15 protein-coding genes are annotated in these 16574 nt (G+C 60.2%); 10 read left to right on the forward strand and 5 right to left on the reverse strand.

All coding sequences use genetic code 11. From position 1 onward, the window contains the following. Positions 1-4 precede the first annotated feature (4 nt). Entirely contained in the window at positions 5-724 is a 720-nt protein-coding gene (locus QTL94_RS15070; RefSeq protein ID WP_065690908.1) for a helix-turn-helix transcriptional regulator, read from the reverse strand. A gap of 268 nt (positions 725-992) precedes the next feature. Next, positions 993-1505: a TIGR00645 family protein gene (locus QTL94_RS15075; protein ID WP_065690909.1), complete on the reverse strand. Its 513-nt coding sequence runs from the start codon at positions 1503-1505 to the stop codon at positions 993-995. 155 nt (positions 1506-1660) lie between these two features. On the opposite strand from QTL94_RS15075, the gene QTL94_RS15080 reads away from it, so the two are divergent. After that, the gene (locus tag QTL94_RS15080) at positions 1661-3340 is read left to right on the forward strand and encodes a formate--tetrahydrofolate ligase (RefSeq protein WP_289802429.1); all 1680 of its coding nucleotides are present in this window, start codon (positions 1661-1663) and stop codon (positions 3338-3340) included. Positions 3341-3418: 78 nt separating this feature from the next. On the opposite strand, the gene QTL94_RS15085 is transcribed toward QTL94_RS15080, so the two are convergent. Both QTL94_RS15085 and QTL94_RS15090 read right to left on the reverse strand, forming a co-directional pair. Continuing rightward, positions 3419-5776, reverse strand: a complete 2358-nt coding sequence (locus QTL94_RS15085; RefSeq protein WP_289802430.1) for a TonB-dependent hemoglobin/transferrin/lactoferrin family receptor — start codon at positions 5774-5776, stop codon at positions 3419-3421. A gap of 239 nt (positions 5777-6015) precedes the next feature. Beyond that, a complete protein-coding gene (locus QTL94_RS15090) occupies positions 6016-6843 on the reverse strand; it encodes an extensin-like domain-containing protein (protein ID WP_289802431.1) in 828 nt (275 codons plus the stop codon). 290 nt (positions 6844-7133) lie between these two features. Here QTL94_RS15090 and QTL94_RS15095 point away from each other — a divergent pair, with 290 nt between their 5' ends. The 6 genes from QTL94_RS15095 (at position 7134) to queF (ending at position 12763) form a co-directional block, all read left to right on the forward strand. After that, positions 7134-9323 carry an anthranilate synthase gene (locus tag QTL94_RS15095; RefSeq protein WP_289802432.1) on the forward strand — a complete coding sequence of 730 codons (2190 nt, stop codon included), beginning with the start codon at positions 7134-7136 and terminating at the stop codon, positions 9321-9323. A 105-nt stretch (positions 9324-9428) separates the two neighbouring features. Beyond that, positions 9429-10139, forward strand: a complete 711-nt coding sequence (locus QTL94_RS15100) for a TIGR02117 family protein (protein WP_289802433.1) — start codon at positions 9429-9431, stop codon at positions 10137-10139. Positions 10140-10239: 100 nt separating this feature from the next. Continuing rightward, the gene (locus tag QTL94_RS15105) at positions 10240-10479 is read left to right on the forward strand and encodes a hypothetical protein (RefSeq protein WP_113522555.1); all 240 of its coding nucleotides are present in this window, start codon (positions 10240-10242) and stop codon (positions 10477-10479) included. Positions 10480-10488: 9 nt separating this feature from the next. Further along, the gene (locus QTL94_RS15110) at positions 10489-11214 is read left to right on the forward strand and encodes a DUF2161 domain-containing phosphodiesterase (protein ID WP_289802434.1); all 726 of its coding nucleotides are present in this window, start codon (positions 10489-10491) and stop codon (positions 11212-11214) included. A gap of 169 nt (positions 11215-11383) precedes the next feature. Then, complete coding sequence (gene emfA / locus QTL94_RS15115; protein WP_113522553.1) at positions 11384-12298, forward strand: CDF family cation efflux transporter EmfA; 915 nt, start codon at positions 11384-11386, stop codon at positions 12296-12298. Beyond that, positions 12299-12763: a preQ(1) synthase gene (gene queF / locus QTL94_RS15120; protein ID WP_289802435.1), complete on the forward strand. Its 465-nt coding sequence runs from the start codon at positions 12299-12301 to the stop codon at positions 12761-12763. A 68-nt stretch (positions 12764-12831) separates the two neighbouring features. Here the strand turns inward: queF and QTL94_RS15125 are convergent, their stop codons facing one another. After that, positions 12832-13614: a DUF2076 domain-containing protein gene (locus QTL94_RS15125; protein WP_289802436.1), complete on the reverse strand. Its 783-nt coding sequence runs from the start codon at positions 13612-13614 to the stop codon at positions 12832-12834. A 213-nt stretch (positions 13615-13827) separates the two neighbouring features. Here QTL94_RS15125 and QTL94_RS15130 point away from each other — a divergent pair, with 213 nt between their 5' ends. From QTL94_RS15130 to QTL94_RS15140, 3 genes are all read left to right on the forward strand, one after another. After that, positions 13828-14412: an ATP-dependent Clp protease proteolytic subunit gene (locus QTL94_RS15130; protein WP_065690919.1), complete on the forward strand. Its 585-nt coding sequence runs from the start codon at positions 13828-13830 to the stop codon at positions 14410-14412. Positions 14413-14498: 86 nt separating this feature from the next. Next, positions 14499-15227: a class I SAM-dependent methyltransferase gene (locus QTL94_RS15135; protein ID WP_289802437.1), complete on the forward strand. Its 729-nt coding sequence runs from the start codon at positions 14499-14501 to the stop codon at positions 15225-15227. Between the two features lie 102 nt (positions 15228-15329). After that, the gene (locus tag QTL94_RS15140) at positions 15330-16514 is read left to right on the forward strand and encodes a benzoate/H(+) symporter BenE family transporter (protein ID WP_113522550.1); all 1185 of its coding nucleotides are present in this window, start codon (positions 15330-15332) and stop codon (positions 16512-16514) included. Positions 16515-16574: the final 60 nt, after the last annotated feature.

Consider the following 16574-nt stretch of genomic DNA (forward strand, 5'->3'; position numbering starts at 1 on the left):
CCGGTCAGCTGATGAGCTGCAGGCGGATGGCCTTGGCGACGAGCTGCGTGCGGTTCACGCAATCGAGCTTCTTGATCGCGCTGGTCATGTAGGCATTGATCGTATGGTCGGACAGCGACAGGATCTGGCCGATCTCTATGGATGTCTTGCCCTGTGCCGTCCAGCGCACGACCTCGCGCTCGCGGGCTGAAAGCGGGGGGTGCTCCACGCTCTTGGCGCGCTTGACCCTGTTATAGGCATCCAGCGCGTGCAGGATCACCATGGTGAGTTCGTTTATTTCGGTCTGCCCGAGCGGCGCGCGATCGCCGCCGAGCCAGAACAGCAGCCGGTGCCCCTCGATCGAATGCACGGGGATAGCCACGCCAACGACCATTCCATAATCGCGCTTCAGCGCCTGCAGTTCCGGTGGGAAGATGCATGCAGGATCGGCAAGGTTCCACAGCCGGGGCAGGACCGAGTCCTTCATGCCGGTGGCGAACAGGGGAAGCTGCATGAAGCGGGAGCGGTCGAACTGGTTGACGTAGGCGTTGGGTAGGGATGTTTCGATGAGGAGAGGCTTGAGCAGGATGTTATCGGGCGATGGCGCATCCATCAGGGTGATGTAGTTGAAGCCGAATGCCGTGGCTATCTTGGCAAAAAACTGACCGAGAGCCGGTCGCGTTTTTACGTCCGTGGCTTCCGTCGTCAAAAACGACTGCCGCTCCGATGTGCTCACGTAAGACATCAATCAGCCCCTGCTTGTCTTCCTGTGGCCTGCATCAAATATGCAAACTGATATATTTCATAGCCCTTATTGAGTTTCTACATTGTGATTAAATGACGATTTCTTAATTTAATCACTAAGCAGCTTCTCTTGATTGTTTTTCAGGAGCTGGAAAATAAACTTCTGGGTGCGGTTGTTCGGTTTGGTCGGTTGCATTGTTGCGCGATTGGCAACAATGCAACCGAGCTGGCTCGGAATCGAATTCGGCAGTGGGCCGAATCAGAAGCTGTCAGCTCTTGTCCGCTGGCTTGGGCTTCTTCATCAGCTGCTCGAGGAAGCCGAGCATCACCGCCGAGACGACGAAGGCAAGGTGCATGACCGTCAGCCACATGATCTTGCCGTCGCTGAACTGGTTGACGTTGAGGAACACCTGGAGGAGGTGGATCGACGAAATCGCGACGATGGAGGAGGCGACCTTGATCTTCAGGCTCCCGGAATCCAGCTTGCCGATGAAAGAGACATCTGCGTCGGTCTCATCGAAGCGGCTGACGAAATTCTCGTAACCGGAGATCATCACCATCACGATCAGACTGGCGACCAGCGCTGCGTCGATCAGGCCGAGCATGGCGAGGATCATTTCGCCCTCATCGAGGACGAAGACGTTGCCTGCGACCTTCAGGAACTTGTAGCCGAAGGAGACGGCATAAACGGCCAGCGACAGCGCCAGCCCGATATAGAAGACGACCAGGATCCAGCGGCTGGAAAGGATGATCCGCTCCACCAGGAGCTCAAGTGATTTCATGTCTTATCCTCGCAATTTCAGAATCAGTGGCTGACAGATAGGCATTGGCTAGGCCCCTGGGCAACGGTGCCGCGCTTCACACTGCCACTGTATTTCGCTGATCGGTTGAAATAAACGTGAAGTCGATACGGCGCAGATGATGGGAGCACAGGGTCATGCAAGCATTCAAGTCCGACATCGAGATTGCCCGCGCGGCGGACAAGAGGTCGATCATCGAGATCGGCGGCAAGCTTGGCATCCCGGCAGCGCACCTGGCGCCCTATGGTCACGACAAGGCCAAGGTCAGCGCCGAGTTCATTGCCGAGCAAGCGGGCAAGCCGGACGGCAAGCTCATTCTGGTGACGGCGATCAATCCCACACCTGCCGGCGAAGGAAAAACGACGACGACCGTGGGTCTGGGTGACGGGCTGAACCGTATCGGCAAGAAGGCGATCGTCTGCATTCGCGAGGCCTCGCTTGGGCCGTGCTTCGGCGTCAAGGGCGGCGCGGCGGGTGGCGGCTATGCGCAGGTCATTCCGATGGAAGACATCAACCTGCACTTTACCGGCGATTTTCATGCCATCACATCGGCGCACAATCTTCTGGCGGCGATGATTGACAATCACATCTATTGGGGGAACCAGCTCGATATCGACCTGCGCCGCGTGACCTGGCGGCGGGTGATGGACATGAACGACCGGGCGCTGCGCGAGATCGTCTCCTCGCTCGGCGGCGTTTCGAACGGCTTTCCGCGCCAGAATGGCTTCGACATCACAGTTGCATCCGAAGTGATGGCTATTCTCTGCCTCGCAAACGATCTTGAGGATCTCGAGCGGCGGTTGGGCAATATCATCATCGGCTATCGGCGCGACAAGACGCCGGTCTATGCCCGCGACCTGAAGGCGGATGGGGCGATGGCGGTGCTGCTGAAGGACGCGATGCAGCCCAACCTCGTGCAGACGCTGGAAAACAATCCGGCTTTCGTGCATGGCGGTCCCTTCGCCAACATCGCCCACGGCTGCAATTCCGTGGTCGCTACCAAGACGGCACTGAAGCTCGGCGACTACGTGGTGACGGAGGCGGGTTTCGGTGCGGACCTCGGCGCCGAGAAGTTCTTCGACATCAAATGCCGCAAGGCCGGTCTGAAGCCAGATGCGGCCGTCATCGTCGCAACGGTGCGGGCGCTGAAGATGAACGGTGGCGTGAAAAAGGACGAGTTGGGTACAGAGAATGTCAGTGCGCTGAAGAAAGGCTGCTCCAATCTCGGTCGCCACGTCGCCAATGTGCGCAAGTTCGGCGTACCGGTCGTGGTTGCGATCAATCATTTCGTGTCGGATACGGAGGCGGAGATCGCCGCGGTGAAGGAGTATGTGTCGCGGCTCGGAGCGGAAGCCATCCTTTGCCGCCACTGGGCGGAAGGCTCGGTCGGCATCGAGGAACTTGCCTACAAGGTCGTCGAGATGGCCGAGTCCGGGCAGGCGAAATTTGCGCCGCTTTATCCCGACGACGTGCCGTTGTTCGAGAAGATCGAAGTGATCGCTTCGAAGATCTATCATGCTGGCGAGGTAACCGCTGACAAGGCTGTTCGCGACCAGCTGCACGTCTGGGAAGAGCAGGGCTACGGCAACCTCCCTGTTTGCGTGGCCAAGACGCAATATTCCTTCTCCACCGATCCGAACCTGCGTGGCGCGCCGGAAGGGCACATCGTGCCGGTGCGTGAGGTTCGCCTCTCTGCCGGCGCCGGGTTCATTGTGGCCATAACAGGGGAGATCATGACAATGCCGGGTCTCCCGAGCTCGCCCGCGGCGGAGCGGATTTATCTGAACGAGCAGGGATATATTGAGGGGCTGTTCTAGGCGGCTCAAAGCAAAAACGCCGCGCTCTGGCGAACGCGGCGTCTGGTGTTTCAAGCTCTTGAGCCAGGTCGGCTGGTGTTAGAACTTCTTGGTGAGCGAAATACGGAACGAGCGACCGGTTTCGGTGTAGTAATCGGCATCGGCGACCGTGACGCCGTCCGGCACGTCGATTGCGTTCCAGTACTTCTTGTCGAAGATGTTGAAGACGCCAGCCTGGACCTTCAGGCCTTCGATCTGTTCCGGTTCCCACCAGACAGTTGCGTCGACAAGGCCATAGCCCGGAGCCTTGAAGCCGCCGTCGCTGACTTTGTTACGTGCCGCAGCCATGGTCACCGAAACATCCGAGCCCCAGGTTTCCGCAGCATATCCGAGGCCGGCGATCGCGCGCAGAGGTGCAACGGAGTTGAGGTAATCACCGGTGTCGGTATTTTCGCCGTGCGCCCAGGCGAACGAACCCCACGTGCGCCACTTGTCGGCAAAGCGCCATTCGCCAGAGAGTTCGACGCCGTAAATGCGGACGTGGTCAAGGTTTTCGTAGCCCGTGACGCCACCAATCGGGAACTCCGTGCTGGCGCTGGCGTCGACCAGCGTGACGGCTTCGATGAAGTTGCGATAGTAGTTGTTAAACACCGTGCCGGACATTGTGTAGTCCGGGGCATCGTATTTGGCGCCGATTTCGAAGCCGTTGCTTGTTTCCGTCTTCAGGTCAGGGTTGCCGATGACCGCGTAGGAGCCCGGCGAGCCATAAGTCTGGTAGAGCTCGGTCGCGCTAGGTGCGCGGAAGCCTTGCGACCATTGTGCGAAAAGTTCAAGCTCCGGGGTTGCCTTCCACGCAGCGCGCAGCTTTGGCGAGAAGCGTGAATCGCTGGTGCCCTGGAGATACGCCGTGTCGTAGAGCGGGCTGTCTTCGTAAGCTGCCGTCGATTTCGGCGAATGCTTGTAGTAGTCGAAGCGCAGGCCGGGCGTAATGGTGAGCCTCTCGTCCATCAACTTGATGTCGTCTTCGAGATACATACCGAACACCACGCTGTTGACGTCGGGCATGTCGGAAGCATTGCTGTGGAGCATGCGGCATGCTTGCGGACCGACACTTACGCCGCCAGGAAAGGTGTAGATCGGGACCGTCGACCAGTCGACGTCCGGGCAATTGTCCTTGCCCCAGGAGTATTGATGGGTCTTCTGCCCGTAGAGCTCGCCGCCGAACCTCAACCCATGCTCGACGCCGCCGAGTTCCACGTCCTTGGAGGCATTTCCGCTGACGCCATAGGAGGTCTGCTCCAGCATGTTGTCGCGCTTGTACACGCCCGTCGGCAGACCATAGAACAAGTCCTCACCGCTGGCAGTGCCAGGGTAGCCGATAAACGGAATTGCCGGGATGGCCGGAAGATCGGCTCGACCGTCGCGCAAGCGGATGGCATTGGTCGTGTTGTTCAGGCGCTGCTTCTGCCAGTAGGTTACGATGTTTGCCTGATCGACCCAGTCCGTATTGTCGGGCGAGATATAGTCGTAGGAGGCGGAAATACGCTTGCGGTCGACTTCTTCGCCTGACTGCAACGAGCCGGGCTCGTAACTGGACGTCGTGCCGCGCATGTTGTCGATGTCTTCGTCGCGGTTGAACAATTCCCCGGTTAGCCCGAAGCGGTGGCCGCCGTCGATGTCCTGATAAAGCTTTACGAGGGCATTCTTCTGATCGAAGTCGGCCGGATTGGCTTCTGTTCGTGTCGTTGTGTAGCCGCCGATGTCGCCTTGGTTTCCAGTTTCATGGCCTTGCTTGTAGCCGCCCTGGAAGAGCAGCCAGGTGTCTTCGATGTGGCCAGCAACTGCGGCGTTTCCGTTGATGCTCTTGTCGGCGCTGTCATAGCCGGTCTTCACAAGTGCACCGAATTGTTTACCCTCGTCAATCAGGTCCTGGGGGTCGAGCGTTCGCAACTGAACAACGCCGCCCAATGCGCCCGATCCATAGCGGCTTGAGTCAGCGCCCTTTGTGATGTCGATCGACGACAGGCCATCGAAGTCGAACGCGTTCAGGCCGCCCTGCGCCGAGCCGCGCGGGTCTACCAGCCACGGCACGCGGATGCCGTCCAGCGTTGTCAGAACACGGTCATCCTGGAGGCCGCGGATGTTGATGCTGTTGTTCTGTGTGTTGAAATTGACACCTGCATCGATGCGGCGCCCAAGATCCTGGAAATCGGTGACCATGCGCTGCTGGATTTCAGTGCGCTCCACCGTCTCCGTGAGAGGCGACGTTGCGGTCCGCGCATCCTTGCCAGTCACCGTAATCGGCTTCAGTGGCGTGGCCTGGTCGGCTGATTGTTCTGTTTTCGTCTGTTCCGTCGTTTCTGCCTCTTGTGCAAAGGCAGGCAGGGCGACGCTCATGGCGATCACGACGGCGGTACCGGCCAGCAAATGCCTGGTCAGTGGTGAATTCGAAGTCATCTAAAAACCCCTCTAAAAAATGCACGCAGAAAATCAGCACGCGTGGCATTGGTGCACACGCGATCGACCTTCAAATTTGTAGATTCCGCTTTGGCAGAAGCCCCGTTGGCGACTGTTAAAAATATAGACAAAAGGAGTCAAGTTTGAAAATGAGTGATTTAGTCAAGTTTTTAAAAGTGTGACAAAACTGCCGTTTTTGGGCGGCGATGGCTGGTGTGCCAAGGCATCTATCGGTGCGGTCAACGGCAGTATCTGTAGCCGTTTGTCCGTTGCAGCACGTCGAGATGAAGATGGGTTTCGTGCGCGGCGTCGCTGCCGGGGGAGAGGACGGTGGTGAAATAGAGACATGCTGCGGCCGTTGCCGCGCGCTGAAAGGCACCCTCCAGCGTCGAGTCCTCATCGCGAGGCTTCATCGTCAGGCTTTGGCCGTTGTCCAGCTTGAAGTCAGCGATGTCGATGGCATTGCCGCGAGCGTGTTCCGAGATCTTGCCAGTGGAGGCACCGTTGCGCAGGCGGCAGACATAGGTCGAAGCGTGGGTGATCCCGACGATCTTTCGGCCGGGCATAGCGACGTTCAGAGCGGGCTGCACCATATTCTTCATCCATGTCGCCAGGGCTCGTGCCGTGTCGCAGCGCATGTCAGCGCCTGCTGAGACCGTCACGCCGTCCGCGATCGCCTTCACTTCGACGGGGTGTTCGATGCCGCAACCTTCGCCCTCGGTGACCGCGGGTTTTTCCTCAAACTGAACACCCAGCGTGCGCAGGTCGGCGAGGCAGGCCTTCAGCTTTTCCGGATCCTCCTTCTCGATCGGCGGCGGTGGTGGGGAAGCAACGCTTTCCTTTTGTGTTTCTGCCGGGGTGTTTGCGTCATCCGGTGTGGTCTCGGGTGCGCCCTCCTTCAACGCCGGCTTCGGTTCGGGCTTGGGAACCTCTGCCGTTTCAGGGCGCGGAGGACCTTGAAAGGGAGCGACGTGGGCGGCTTCGGCGGAGGGTTTCATGGCTGGAAGAGGGCCCGTGGGGGGCAGGGTTGGGCTCATGAGAAGAGCCGCGCTGATCAGAGATGCCATGCAATATCGCCGCATTTTCCACTGCTCCATGAGATGTTCGCAAAGACGGAACGCATTTGCCCCCGGTTCGGTCGCATCGCTGCGAAGAAATTCGCTTGCGCGCCCAAACGCTTCACGCTAACAATTCCGGCCATGAACATGTCCTTGAACATCGCAATTTGGTGGTGGGCTCGCTAAGGCGGCCTCGACCAATCGTGTCCAAAGACGACGATGAGCCGCCCGGAAAAACCCAGGCGGCTTTTTTTGTTTTAAGGCTGCCTGTCATCCGGGCCCGATAACGGAGTGGAACAATGGTAACGATCCTTCGGGATGACGGAGCGGAAATCTACGAGACCAAGGGTGGCATCACGGTCACGCGGCAGCGCCGGGCGATCCCCTATGCCGACGCGGTCTCCTCCTATATCGACAAGCTCGATGAGCGCCGCGGAGCGGTGTTTTCGTCGAACTACGAATATCCGGGCCGTTACACGCGCTGGGATACCGCCGTCGTTGATCCGCCGCTCGGCATTTCCTGCAACGGCCGCAAGGTCTGGATCGACGCCTATAACGAGCGCGGCGAGGTCATCCTCGACTTCGTTACCGAACGGCTGAAGACGATCTCCGATCTCGAACTTGGCGCCTCGACGGCACGGCGGCTGGATCTGACGGTGAAGACACCGGATCGCGCCTTCACCGAAGAGGAGCGCTCGAAGATCCCGACGGTGTTCACCGTGCTGCGCGCCGTCACCGATCTCTTCTATTCGCAGGCGGATGCGAGCCTCGGACTTTACGGTGCCTTCGGCTATGACCTTGCCTTCCAGTTCGATGCCATCAACCTGAAGCTCACGCGCCCAACCGATCAGCGCGACATGGTGCTCTACCTGCCGGATGAGATCCTGGTCGTCGACAACTATTCGGCCAAGGCCTGGATCGACCGCTACGACTTTGCCAAGGGCGGTGAGACCACCGAAGGCAAGGCGGGCGATATTCCGGCCGAACCGTTCCAGCGCACCGATGCCATTCCGCCGAAGAGCGATCATCGCCCGGGCGAGTATGCCGAGCTGGTGGTGAAGGCCAAGGAGAGCTTCCGCAAGGGCGATCTCTTCGAGGTCGTTCCCGGCCAGAAGTTCATGGAGCGCTGCGACAGCAAGCCGTCCGACATTTCAAAACGGCTGAAGGCGATCAATCCGTCGCCCTATTCCTTTTTCATCAATCTTGGAAACCAGGAATATCTGGTCGGCGCATCGCCTGAGATGTTCGTGCGTGTGTCCGGCCGTCGCATCGAGACCTGCCCGATCTCCGGCACGATCAAGCGCGGCGACGATCCGATTGCAGACAGCGAGCAGATCCTGAAGCTGTTGAACTCCAAGAAGGACGAATCCGAGCTCACCATGTGCTCGGACGTCGACCGCAATGACAAGTCGCGCGTCTGCGAGCCGGGTTCGGTGAAGGTCATCGGTCGCCGGCAGATCGAGATGTATTCACGCCTCATCCACACGGTCGATCATATTGAAGGCCGCCTGCGCGACGACATGGACGCCTTTGACGGTTTCCTCAGCCATGCTTGGGCGGTCACCGTCACCGGTGCGCCAAAGCTCTGGGCGATGCGTTTCATCGAAAGCCATGAAAAGAGCCCGCGCGCATGGTATGGCGGCGCGATCGGCATGGTCGGTTTCAATGGCGACATGAACACGGGGCTGACGCTGCGCACCGTTCGCATCAAAGACGGCATCGCCGAGGTCAGGGCAGGGGCGACCTTGCTCAACGATTCCATTCCCGATGAAGAAGAAGCCGAAACCGAACTGAAGGCCTCCGCCATGCTTTCCGCTATCCGCGACGCCAAGGCCGGAAACTCCGGCAAGGTCAGCCGCGACGTCGCTGCCGTCGGCAAGGGCGTCAACATCCTGCTGGTCGATCACGAAGACAGCTTCGTGCATACGCTCGCCAACTACTTCCGCCAGACAGGGGCAACGGTCTCGACCGTGCGTTCTCCTGTTGCCGAAGAGATCTTCGATCGGCTGAACCCCGATCTCGTCGTGCTGTCGCCGGGGCCGGGCAATCCCAAGGATTTCGACTGCAAGGCGACGATCAAGAAGGCGCGGGCACGCAACCTGCCGATCTTCGGCGTCTGCCTCGGCCTGCAGGCGATCGCTGAAGCGTATGGCGGCGAGCTTCGCCATCTGGCTTTGCCAATGCACGGCAAGCCGTCGCGCATCCGTGTTCTTGAGCCCGGCCTGGTCTTCTCGGGTCTCGGCAAGGAGGTCACTGTCGGCCGCTACCACTCGATCTTTGCCGATCCGGCAACGCTGCCGCGTGAGTTCATCATCACCGCGGAAAGCGAAGACGGCACCATCATGGGGATCGAGCATGTCAAGGAGCCGATCGCAGCCGTGCAGTTCCATCCGGAATCGATCATGACGCTCGGCGGCGATGCCGGCATGCGGATGATCGAGAATGTGGTTGCGCATCTTGCCCGCAAGGCGAAGACCAAGGCCGCCTAAGGGGCTGCGTTGGTGGCCGGTTCGGTCTCTGTTGAAGGATTGTGGGCGTTGCCAACCCGGCCGCGCCCACACCAAACAACCGGCTCCTCAGTGGCGGATGGCAGCGTGCTTCGGAAGCTTTTCAAATTGCTGCTGACCGTCGTTGTCGCGATCCTTGTCGCGGCGGCTATTGGGGCCACGCTCCCGCGACCGTTCTGGCGCGAGGCGAGTTCGGGCACTGTCGATCGCCGGATTGTTGTTCTCAGCAATCCCATCCATACCGACATTGCCATCGCGGTCGATGCCGATGTGCGTGACCGCTTTGACTTTCTGCGCGATGGCGGGCTTGCTCTGGACGATACCAACCTGCGCTACATCATCTTCGGGTGGGGCGGCCGTTCTTTCTACACGGAAACGCCGACATGGGCCGAGTTGAAGGCGATGCCGGTATTGAGAAGCTTCGGCCTCGACCGTTCGGTCATGCATGTTTCGCTGGCTGGCGACATTCCACTCGACCATCCTGATGTCACTGCAATCGGCCTCGATGAGGCAGGATATCGGCGGCTGCTTGACTTCATCCGTGCCAGTTTTGCAGAGCGGGCAGGCAAGCCGACGTCGTTGGACGGGGCAGCGTACGGGGCGGGGGACGCATTCTTCGAGGCCGAGGGCTATTTCAACGCGTTGCTTGGCTGCAACAGCTGGACAGCCGCGGGGCTGCGCGATGCCGGTCTTGCTTCCGGCTGGTGGACGCCGTTGCCATGGCTGCTTCGCGTCTCCCTGCGCCTTCACAATGGCTCAGACCGGTTTGGCGCCGAACCCGCCGGGTCTGCGCTGTAGGGAACCGTGGGCGGCTTTTCATCGAAGAGTGGACCGACTTCCATTGACTTCCCGGCACAAATCAGAACATTTCAGGAACGATCAACCGGGAAATATCGTCGTGGCAAATACCGAAAAGTTCATCGTTCTTCCTTACCGCAAGAGCCGCGGCAATCTCGTGCCGGGCGAGATGCGCCAGGCGTCGAACCCGATCAGTGCGGAGAAGATCGCATTGTCGATGTCGGAACGATTTGTGGGCGTCGCTGCCTATGCTGTGATCGTCGACGAGGAGACCGGCGACATGTCCTCTCCACGGCTTCTGGCACGACACGGCGAGATTGCCGATCTGAACGCCGCGTAGTCCGCTCTCATGGAGACAACGCTTTATCTGCCGGTCAAGGCGTTCCTGGAGGCGGCGGGTTACGTCGTCAAGGGAGAGGTGAGCGGATGCGATATCGTGGGGCTCAGCGATGCGGAGCCGCCCGTCGTGGTCGTCTGCGAACTCAAGCTTTCGTTCAACCTCGAGCTCATTCTGCAAGCGGTTGACCGCGCGGCGATGAGCGACGAAGTCTGGATCGCAGCGCGCGTTTCGGCCAAGGGGCGGGGGCGCGAGGCCGACAAGCGTTATCGCGACCTCTGCCGCCGGCTTGGCGTCGGCATGCTAGGTGTCTCCGATGCCGGTGAGGTCAGCGTGATCGTCAGTTCGGTTTCGCCGATGCCACGGACCAATCCGAAGCGCCGGTCGCGTCTGGTGAAGGAGCACCAGCGGCGGCGCGGCGATCCCGTGGTCGGCGGCGGTTCGCGGGCCCCGATTATGACGGCATATCGGCAGCAGGCATTGCTTTGCGCATCAGCGCTTCAGGACGGGTTGATGCGTCCGCGTGACATGAAATCACTTGTGCCCAATGCCGGGAGGATTCTGCTCGACAACGTCTATGGATGGTTCGAGCGGAAGGACAAGGGGATCTATGCTCTGACACCGGTGGGAGAGGACGCGTTGTTGCGCTGGCCGCAATCGACGGCCGATCGATCCGTTGTCGAGGACGTCGTTCAAGCGGATGAAATCGACACGCACTCGGCTGCGGGGGATAAGTGACGCGACAAGCCGCAGCTTTAGCGCCGCCCCTTTGACAAATCGCATATTCTTGCCCATATGGCCCTCATTGACCGCCTGCGCGATTTTCGCGCGGGCGGTTTTGCGTTTGAATGGCATAGTTTCTGCAATTCGTTCGCATCCGCACTGAGACTGGCGCAGAGGGATCGATATGGACAAACAGGGCAATCTCACGGTTCGACGGCTGGCGTTTTGGGGTATTCCCGTTTCGCTCGGCATCATGGGATTGAAGATGGTGGCGTGGTGGGTGACCGGTTCGGTCGCGCTGCTTTCGGACGGGCTGGAATCGACCGTCAACGTCGTTGCGGCGTTCATCGCCTTTTTCGTCATTCGCTATGCGCAAAAGCCGGCCGACCACGACCATCCTTTCGGGCATCACAAGGCCGAGTATCTTTCGGCGGTGACGGAGGGGGCGCTCATCGTTGTCGCGGCGCTGCTGATCGTCAACGAGGCAGTCAGCCATCTTGCGGATCCGCGGATGCTCGAAGCGCCGGTGCTCGGCCTTGCAATCAACTTCGGAGCTGGTGTTCTCAACGCGATATGGGCACGCCTGCTGATCAAGACAGGGCGCAAGTACCGCTCGGCGGCGCTGACGGCCGATGGCCAGCATATCATGTCGGATGTCGTGACATCGGTCGGCGTTCTCATCGGCTTGCTGCTGGCACTTGCGACCGGCTACGCCATCTTCGATCCGATCCTGGCTATCCTCGTTGCCATCAACATTCTCTACCAGGGTTGGAAGGTGATCAGCCATTCCATCGGCGGTCTGATGGATCGTGCCGTCGAGCCTGAAGAAGAGGAAGCGATCAAACAGGCAATCGCGACGCATGCGACGGGCTCGCTTGGGGTTCATGACCTCAAGACACGCACGGCCGGTGCCGTTACTTTCGTCGATTTCCACCTTGTGGTGCCGGCGGCCATGTCTGTAAGGCAGGCGCACGATATCTGCGACCGCCTTGAAGATGCCATCCGCGCCGTGCATCCGGGCTCCAGCATCGCCATTCACGTGGAGCCGGAGGGCGAAAAAGCCCATGGCATCCGCGTCAAAGTCATCAAGGAGGCTTGAATGCCCAACACAGACGTTTCCAACCTCTCCATGCTGGGCAGCCAGACGGAGGCTCCGAAATCGCCCGAGGAGGCGGTGCTGGAGAAAGTGCCGTCGAATCATGCGGGCACCGACTATGTCGTGCGTTTTACCGCGCCGGAGTTCACATCGCTCTGCCCGATGACGGGCCAGCCGGATTTCGCGCATATCGTCATCGACTACATTCCGAACGAGTGGCTGGTGGAATCGAAGGCGCTGAAGCTCTTCCTGCATTCCTTCCGCAATCACGGTGCTTTCCACGAGGATTGCTCGATCTACATCGCCAAGCGCCTCGTCGAGCTGCTCGATCCGAAGTGGCTGCGCATCGGCGCCTACTGGTATCCGCGCGGTGGCATTCCGATCGACGTGTTCTGGCAGACGGGCAAGCCGCCGGAAGGCGTCTGGCTGCCGGATCAGGGCGTTGCGACCTATCGCGGTCGCGGCTGAGGATGAAAAGAAACGGCGGCCATTCGGCCGCCGTATCTTTTTCCGTTCATTGCCGTCGGCTGAGGGCGTCAGACGTCGAAGGTGTCGTCGTTGCCGAAATCCGACTGGTCGTCATCATCGTCCTGATAGTCGGCCTGTTGGATGCCGGCGTTGTCGTCATCATTGTCGGCGTTGACGTCTTTGTCGTCGGCCACGGTCTGCGTCTTGTCCTTGTCGTCACCAAAATAGTTGTTGATGACGGTCTCCTCGACCGGGCCGCTGCCGAGGGGGGTGGAGCCTGCCAAGGGCGAACCCAATCCGAGAGACGACATGTGGCTGCCGAAGATGCCGCTCAGCGAATTGGCAAGCAACATGCCGCCCGCAACACCTGCGGCCGTTCCCAGGGCACCCTGCAGAAAGCTGCCGCCGGCGGACGGTGCGGATGGCTGCGGGTTCCACGGACCTGCCTGCTGCTGCGGCATGGCGCGAGGGTTTCCGTCGAAGCCACGCTCCTGCTGGATGGCCTGGCGCGGCGCGTTGCCCCACGGGCCGGAAGATTGGGCCGGTGGCGGGGCGGACGCGCTGCCGAAGATCGAACTCAGGAAGCCGCCGCCCTGTTCGGCCTGATGGTGCTCGCTTTCGGCGGCTTCGAGCTGGTGGACACGGCTTTCCAGCTCCTTGATGCGATTGGCGGCGGCCTCCAGCCCCTTTTCCTGGATGATGACGGCCTGCGCCAGATAGTAGGGCGCGTAGGGCTGTTCGCGTGAGGCCTGTGCAATCAGGCTTTCAGCGTCCGGGTCACGCGTGGTGGCTGAGGCGGTGCGGACGCGGTCGAAGAGGGAGGTCAGCAGTTGGCGTTCTTCGGGTGACATGGCGCGTCTCCTTGATGGGCACAGGTGGGTCCGTACTGAAGTGAGGTAGGTAGCGATTTGGGCATTTCAAAGCCGTGCCGCGTTACATTTCGGTAAGTCCCGGCACCCTAACCATATGTTCACCCGTTCCGTGGCTTGTCTTTTTCTCGCATTGTTTTACGCATTGAGTCGCACTATGTGCGGGGAACCCGAATTCACGTGAGAGAGGTTCGAATGAACGACGAAGACCAGGACGACAAGACGAAGGAACTGCCGCTCGGCAAGGAAACGGAGGCGAACCTTTTCAAGTCGCGTTCCATCTTCATCTATGGACCGATCAATCAGGAACTGGCGCAGAAGGTCTGCTCGCAGCTCGTGGCACTTGCCGCAGCCAGCGACGACGACATTCGCATCTACGTCAATTCGCCCGGCGGCCATGTCGAGTCCGGCGATTCGATCCATGACATGATCAAGTTCATCAAGCCGAAGGTCTGGATGATCGGAACGGGCTGGGTCGCATCGGCCGGCGCGCTGATCTATGTCGCGGCTCCGAAGGAGCAGCGTCTTTGCCTGCCGAACACGCGCTTCCTGCTGCACCAACCGTCCGGCGGCACGCGCGGCATGGCGTCCGACATCGAGATCCAGGCTCGCGAGATCATCAAGATGAACGAGCGCCTGAACAAGATCATGGCTGCGGCCACCGGTCAGTCCTACGAGAAGATCGCTGCCGATACCGATCGCGACTACTGGCTGTCTGCTGAAGAAGCGAAGGCCTATGGTCTCGTTTCGCGGATCGTCACGTCGCAGAGCGACATCTGATTTGTGCTACGAGAAGCGCCCTTGCTTGCCAGAAGGCGGGCGAGGGCGCTTTTTCATTTTCGGCAACCTGACTGCGGAGTTTCATCGTGCCCGATTTGCACTACGACCATCCGCGTCTGGCAATTCTGTATGATCTCCTCTGCGGTTGGTCTGCAGACGGCGACTTCTATCTTTCGCTGGCAGACGGCGAGCCGAAGTCGATCCTCGATCTTGGCTGCGGAACCGGACTGATCTGCGATGCCTATGCAGCACGCGGGCACGATGTCACGGGCGTCGATCCGTCGTCATCGATGCTCGATATCGCCAGGCAAAAGCCACATGGCGGCAGGATTGAATGGGTCGAGTGTTACTCTCAGGATTTCCGATCTGATAAACGCTTCGATTTGATCATCATGACAGGTCATGCCTTTCAGGTGTTGCTTGACGAGACCGCCGTCCTCGCCGCTTTAGCCGCTATGCGCGAGCATCTGACGGATGGAGGTCGCATCGTCTTTGAATCCCGCAATCCTGAAATCGACTGGAAGACACGCTGGGACGGAGGTGTGTCCGAGGTCGTTCAAGATGAGCTTGTCGTCCGTGAGACGCGGCACGTAGTCTCGTACGGTGAAGGCCGGGTTCATTTCGAAACCAGCTATCATTTCCCTAGCGAGACTTTGGTTTCGACGAGCAAGCTTCTGTTCCTGTCTCGCGGGGAGATCGAACGGTATATCCAAGTTTCAGGGTTGCGAACCGAGGCTGTCTATGGCGATTGGGACCGCAAACCGTTCGACGAGCTGACGTCGGATGAAATGATTTTCGTCGTAAGGCACGCCTAGGTGAACGGGGCCGGCTGGTAGGTACCGAATGGTGCCGATCTGCACTTGCGCGACTCTGCCCGATACGGCTCCATGCAGCATTTCTTTTGCAAGAGTGCTGCCATGCTCAAAGACTTTTCCGTCCAGGCCCTGTTCATGGGCGTCCTGACTGCGTTCGTCGGGTTCGCCAGTTCGTTTGCCGTCGTGCTCCATGGTTTGCAGGCGGTGGGCGCGACGGAAGCACAGGCCGCGTCCGGCTTGATGGCGCTGTCGATCTCGCTCGGGCTTTGCGCCATCGTCCTCAGTGTCAGTACGCGGCTGCCGGTCAGTATGGCATGGTCGACGCCTGGGGGGGCGCTTCTTGCCAGCACCGGTGTTGTCGAGGGTGGCTTCAATGCCGCCGTCGGCGCCTTCATTGTCTGCGCGCTTCTGATCGTCGTTGCCGGACTGTTCAAGCCGCTTGGCCGGGCCGTTGCCGCGATTCCGGCGCCGCTCGCCAATGCGATGCTGGCGGGTGTGTTGATCGGGCTCTGCTTCGCGCCGGTCAAGGCGATCGGGTTCAATCCCTTGCTCGGGCTGCCGATCGCGCTCGCCTGGATCGTCGTCGGCGCCTTCAAGCGGCTTTGGGCGGTGCCGGCTGCGCTGGCGGCCTTCGTGCTGGTGGTGGTCTTCGGCGTCGACGTGCCGGATGGGGCGCTTGCGTCGGTCCAGCGGTCGCTGCTGCCGACGATCGAGCTGGTCACGCCTGTCTTCAATGTCCCCGCCTTCATCTCGATCGCGCTGCCGCTGTTCATCGTCACCATGGCGTCGCAGAATATTCCCGGGATCGCGGTGATGAAGGTGAATGGCTACGAGACGAAGCCTGGCCCACTGTTTGCCGTGAGCGGCATATTCTCGCTTTTCTCTGCGCCGTTCGGCGGCCATGCCGTCAATCTGGCGGCGATCACGGCGGCGATGTGCGCCGGCCCCGACGCGCACCCCGATCCCCGCAGGCGCTACTGGGCGGTTATCGTCTGCGGCATCTGCTACCTCATCCTTGGCCCGCTCGCCGGTGCGGTGACGGCTTCTGTCGCGCTGGCGCCGCCGATCCTCATCCAGGCCGTGGCCGGCCTGGCGCTGATCGGGGCGTTTTCGGGCTCCGCTACGGCGGCGTTTCAAGCGCCTGCAACGCGCGAGGCGGCCGCGGTGACCTTCCTGGTCACGGCGTCGGGCGTTTCCTTTGGCGGAATCTCCGGCGCTTTCTGGGGGCTGCTGGCGGGCGGTTTGATGATGGCGCTATCGCAATTTGTGCAGTTGGCAAAAAAATAGGCGAGGGGATTGCCAGTTTTTGGTCCCACGGCTATACACGCAGCCATGAAGAACACGGGC

Origin of the sequence: Rhizobium sp. S96 (assembly GCF_030382195.1) — a bacterium.
In the GTDB taxonomy this organism is placed as follows: Bacteria; Pseudomonadota; Alphaproteobacteria; order Rhizobiales; family Rhizobiaceae; genus Rhizobium.

Excerpts from the sequence above, each read along its gene's own strand:
- QTL94_RS15110 (WP_289802434.1), top strand. The coding sequence starts at position 10,489 with ATGGAGACAACGCTTTATCTGCCGGTCAAGGCGTTCCTGGAGGCGGCG.
- queF (WP_289802435.1), top strand. The coding sequence starts at position 12,299 with ATGCCCAACACAGACGTTTCCAACCTCTCCATGCTGGGCAGCCAGACG.
- QTL94_RS15080 (WP_289802429.1), top strand. The coding sequence starts at position 1,661 with ATGCAAGCATTCAAGTCCGACATCGAGATTGCCCGCGCGGCGGACAAG.
- QTL94_RS15140 (WP_113522550.1), top strand. The coding sequence starts at position 15,330 with ATGCTCAAAGACTTTTCCGTCCAGGCCCTGTTCATGGGCGTCCTGACT.
- QTL94_RS15130 (WP_065690919.1), top strand. The coding sequence starts at position 13,828 with ATGAACGACGAAGACCAGGACGACAAGACGAAGGAACTGCCGCTCGGC.
- QTL94_RS15095 (WP_289802432.1), top strand. The coding sequence starts at position 7,134 with ATGGTAACGATCCTTCGGGATGACGGAGCGGAAATCTACGAGACCAAG.
- QTL94_RS15085 (WP_289802430.1), bottom strand. The coding sequence starts at position 5,776 with ATGACTTCGAATTCACCACTGACCAGGCATTTGCTGGCCGGTACCGCC.
- emfA (WP_113522553.1), top strand. The coding sequence starts at position 11,384 with ATGGACAAACAGGGCAATCTCACGGTTCGACGGCTGGCGTTTTGGGGT.
- QTL94_RS15090 (WP_289802431.1), bottom strand. The coding sequence starts at position 6,843 with ATGGCATCTCTGATCAGCGCGGCTCTTCTCATGAGCCCAACCCTGCCC.
- QTL94_RS15075 (WP_065690909.1), bottom strand. The coding sequence starts at position 1,505 with ATGAAATCACTTGAGCTCCTGGTGGAGCGGATCATCCTTTCCAGCCGC.
- QTL94_RS15125 (WP_289802436.1), bottom strand. The coding sequence starts at position 13,614 with ATGTCACCCGAAGAACGCCAACTGCTGACCTCCCTCTTCGACCGCGTC.
- QTL94_RS15070 (WP_065690908.1), bottom strand. The coding sequence starts at position 724 with ATGTCTTACGTGAGCACATCGGAGCGGCAGTCGTTTTTGACGACGGAA.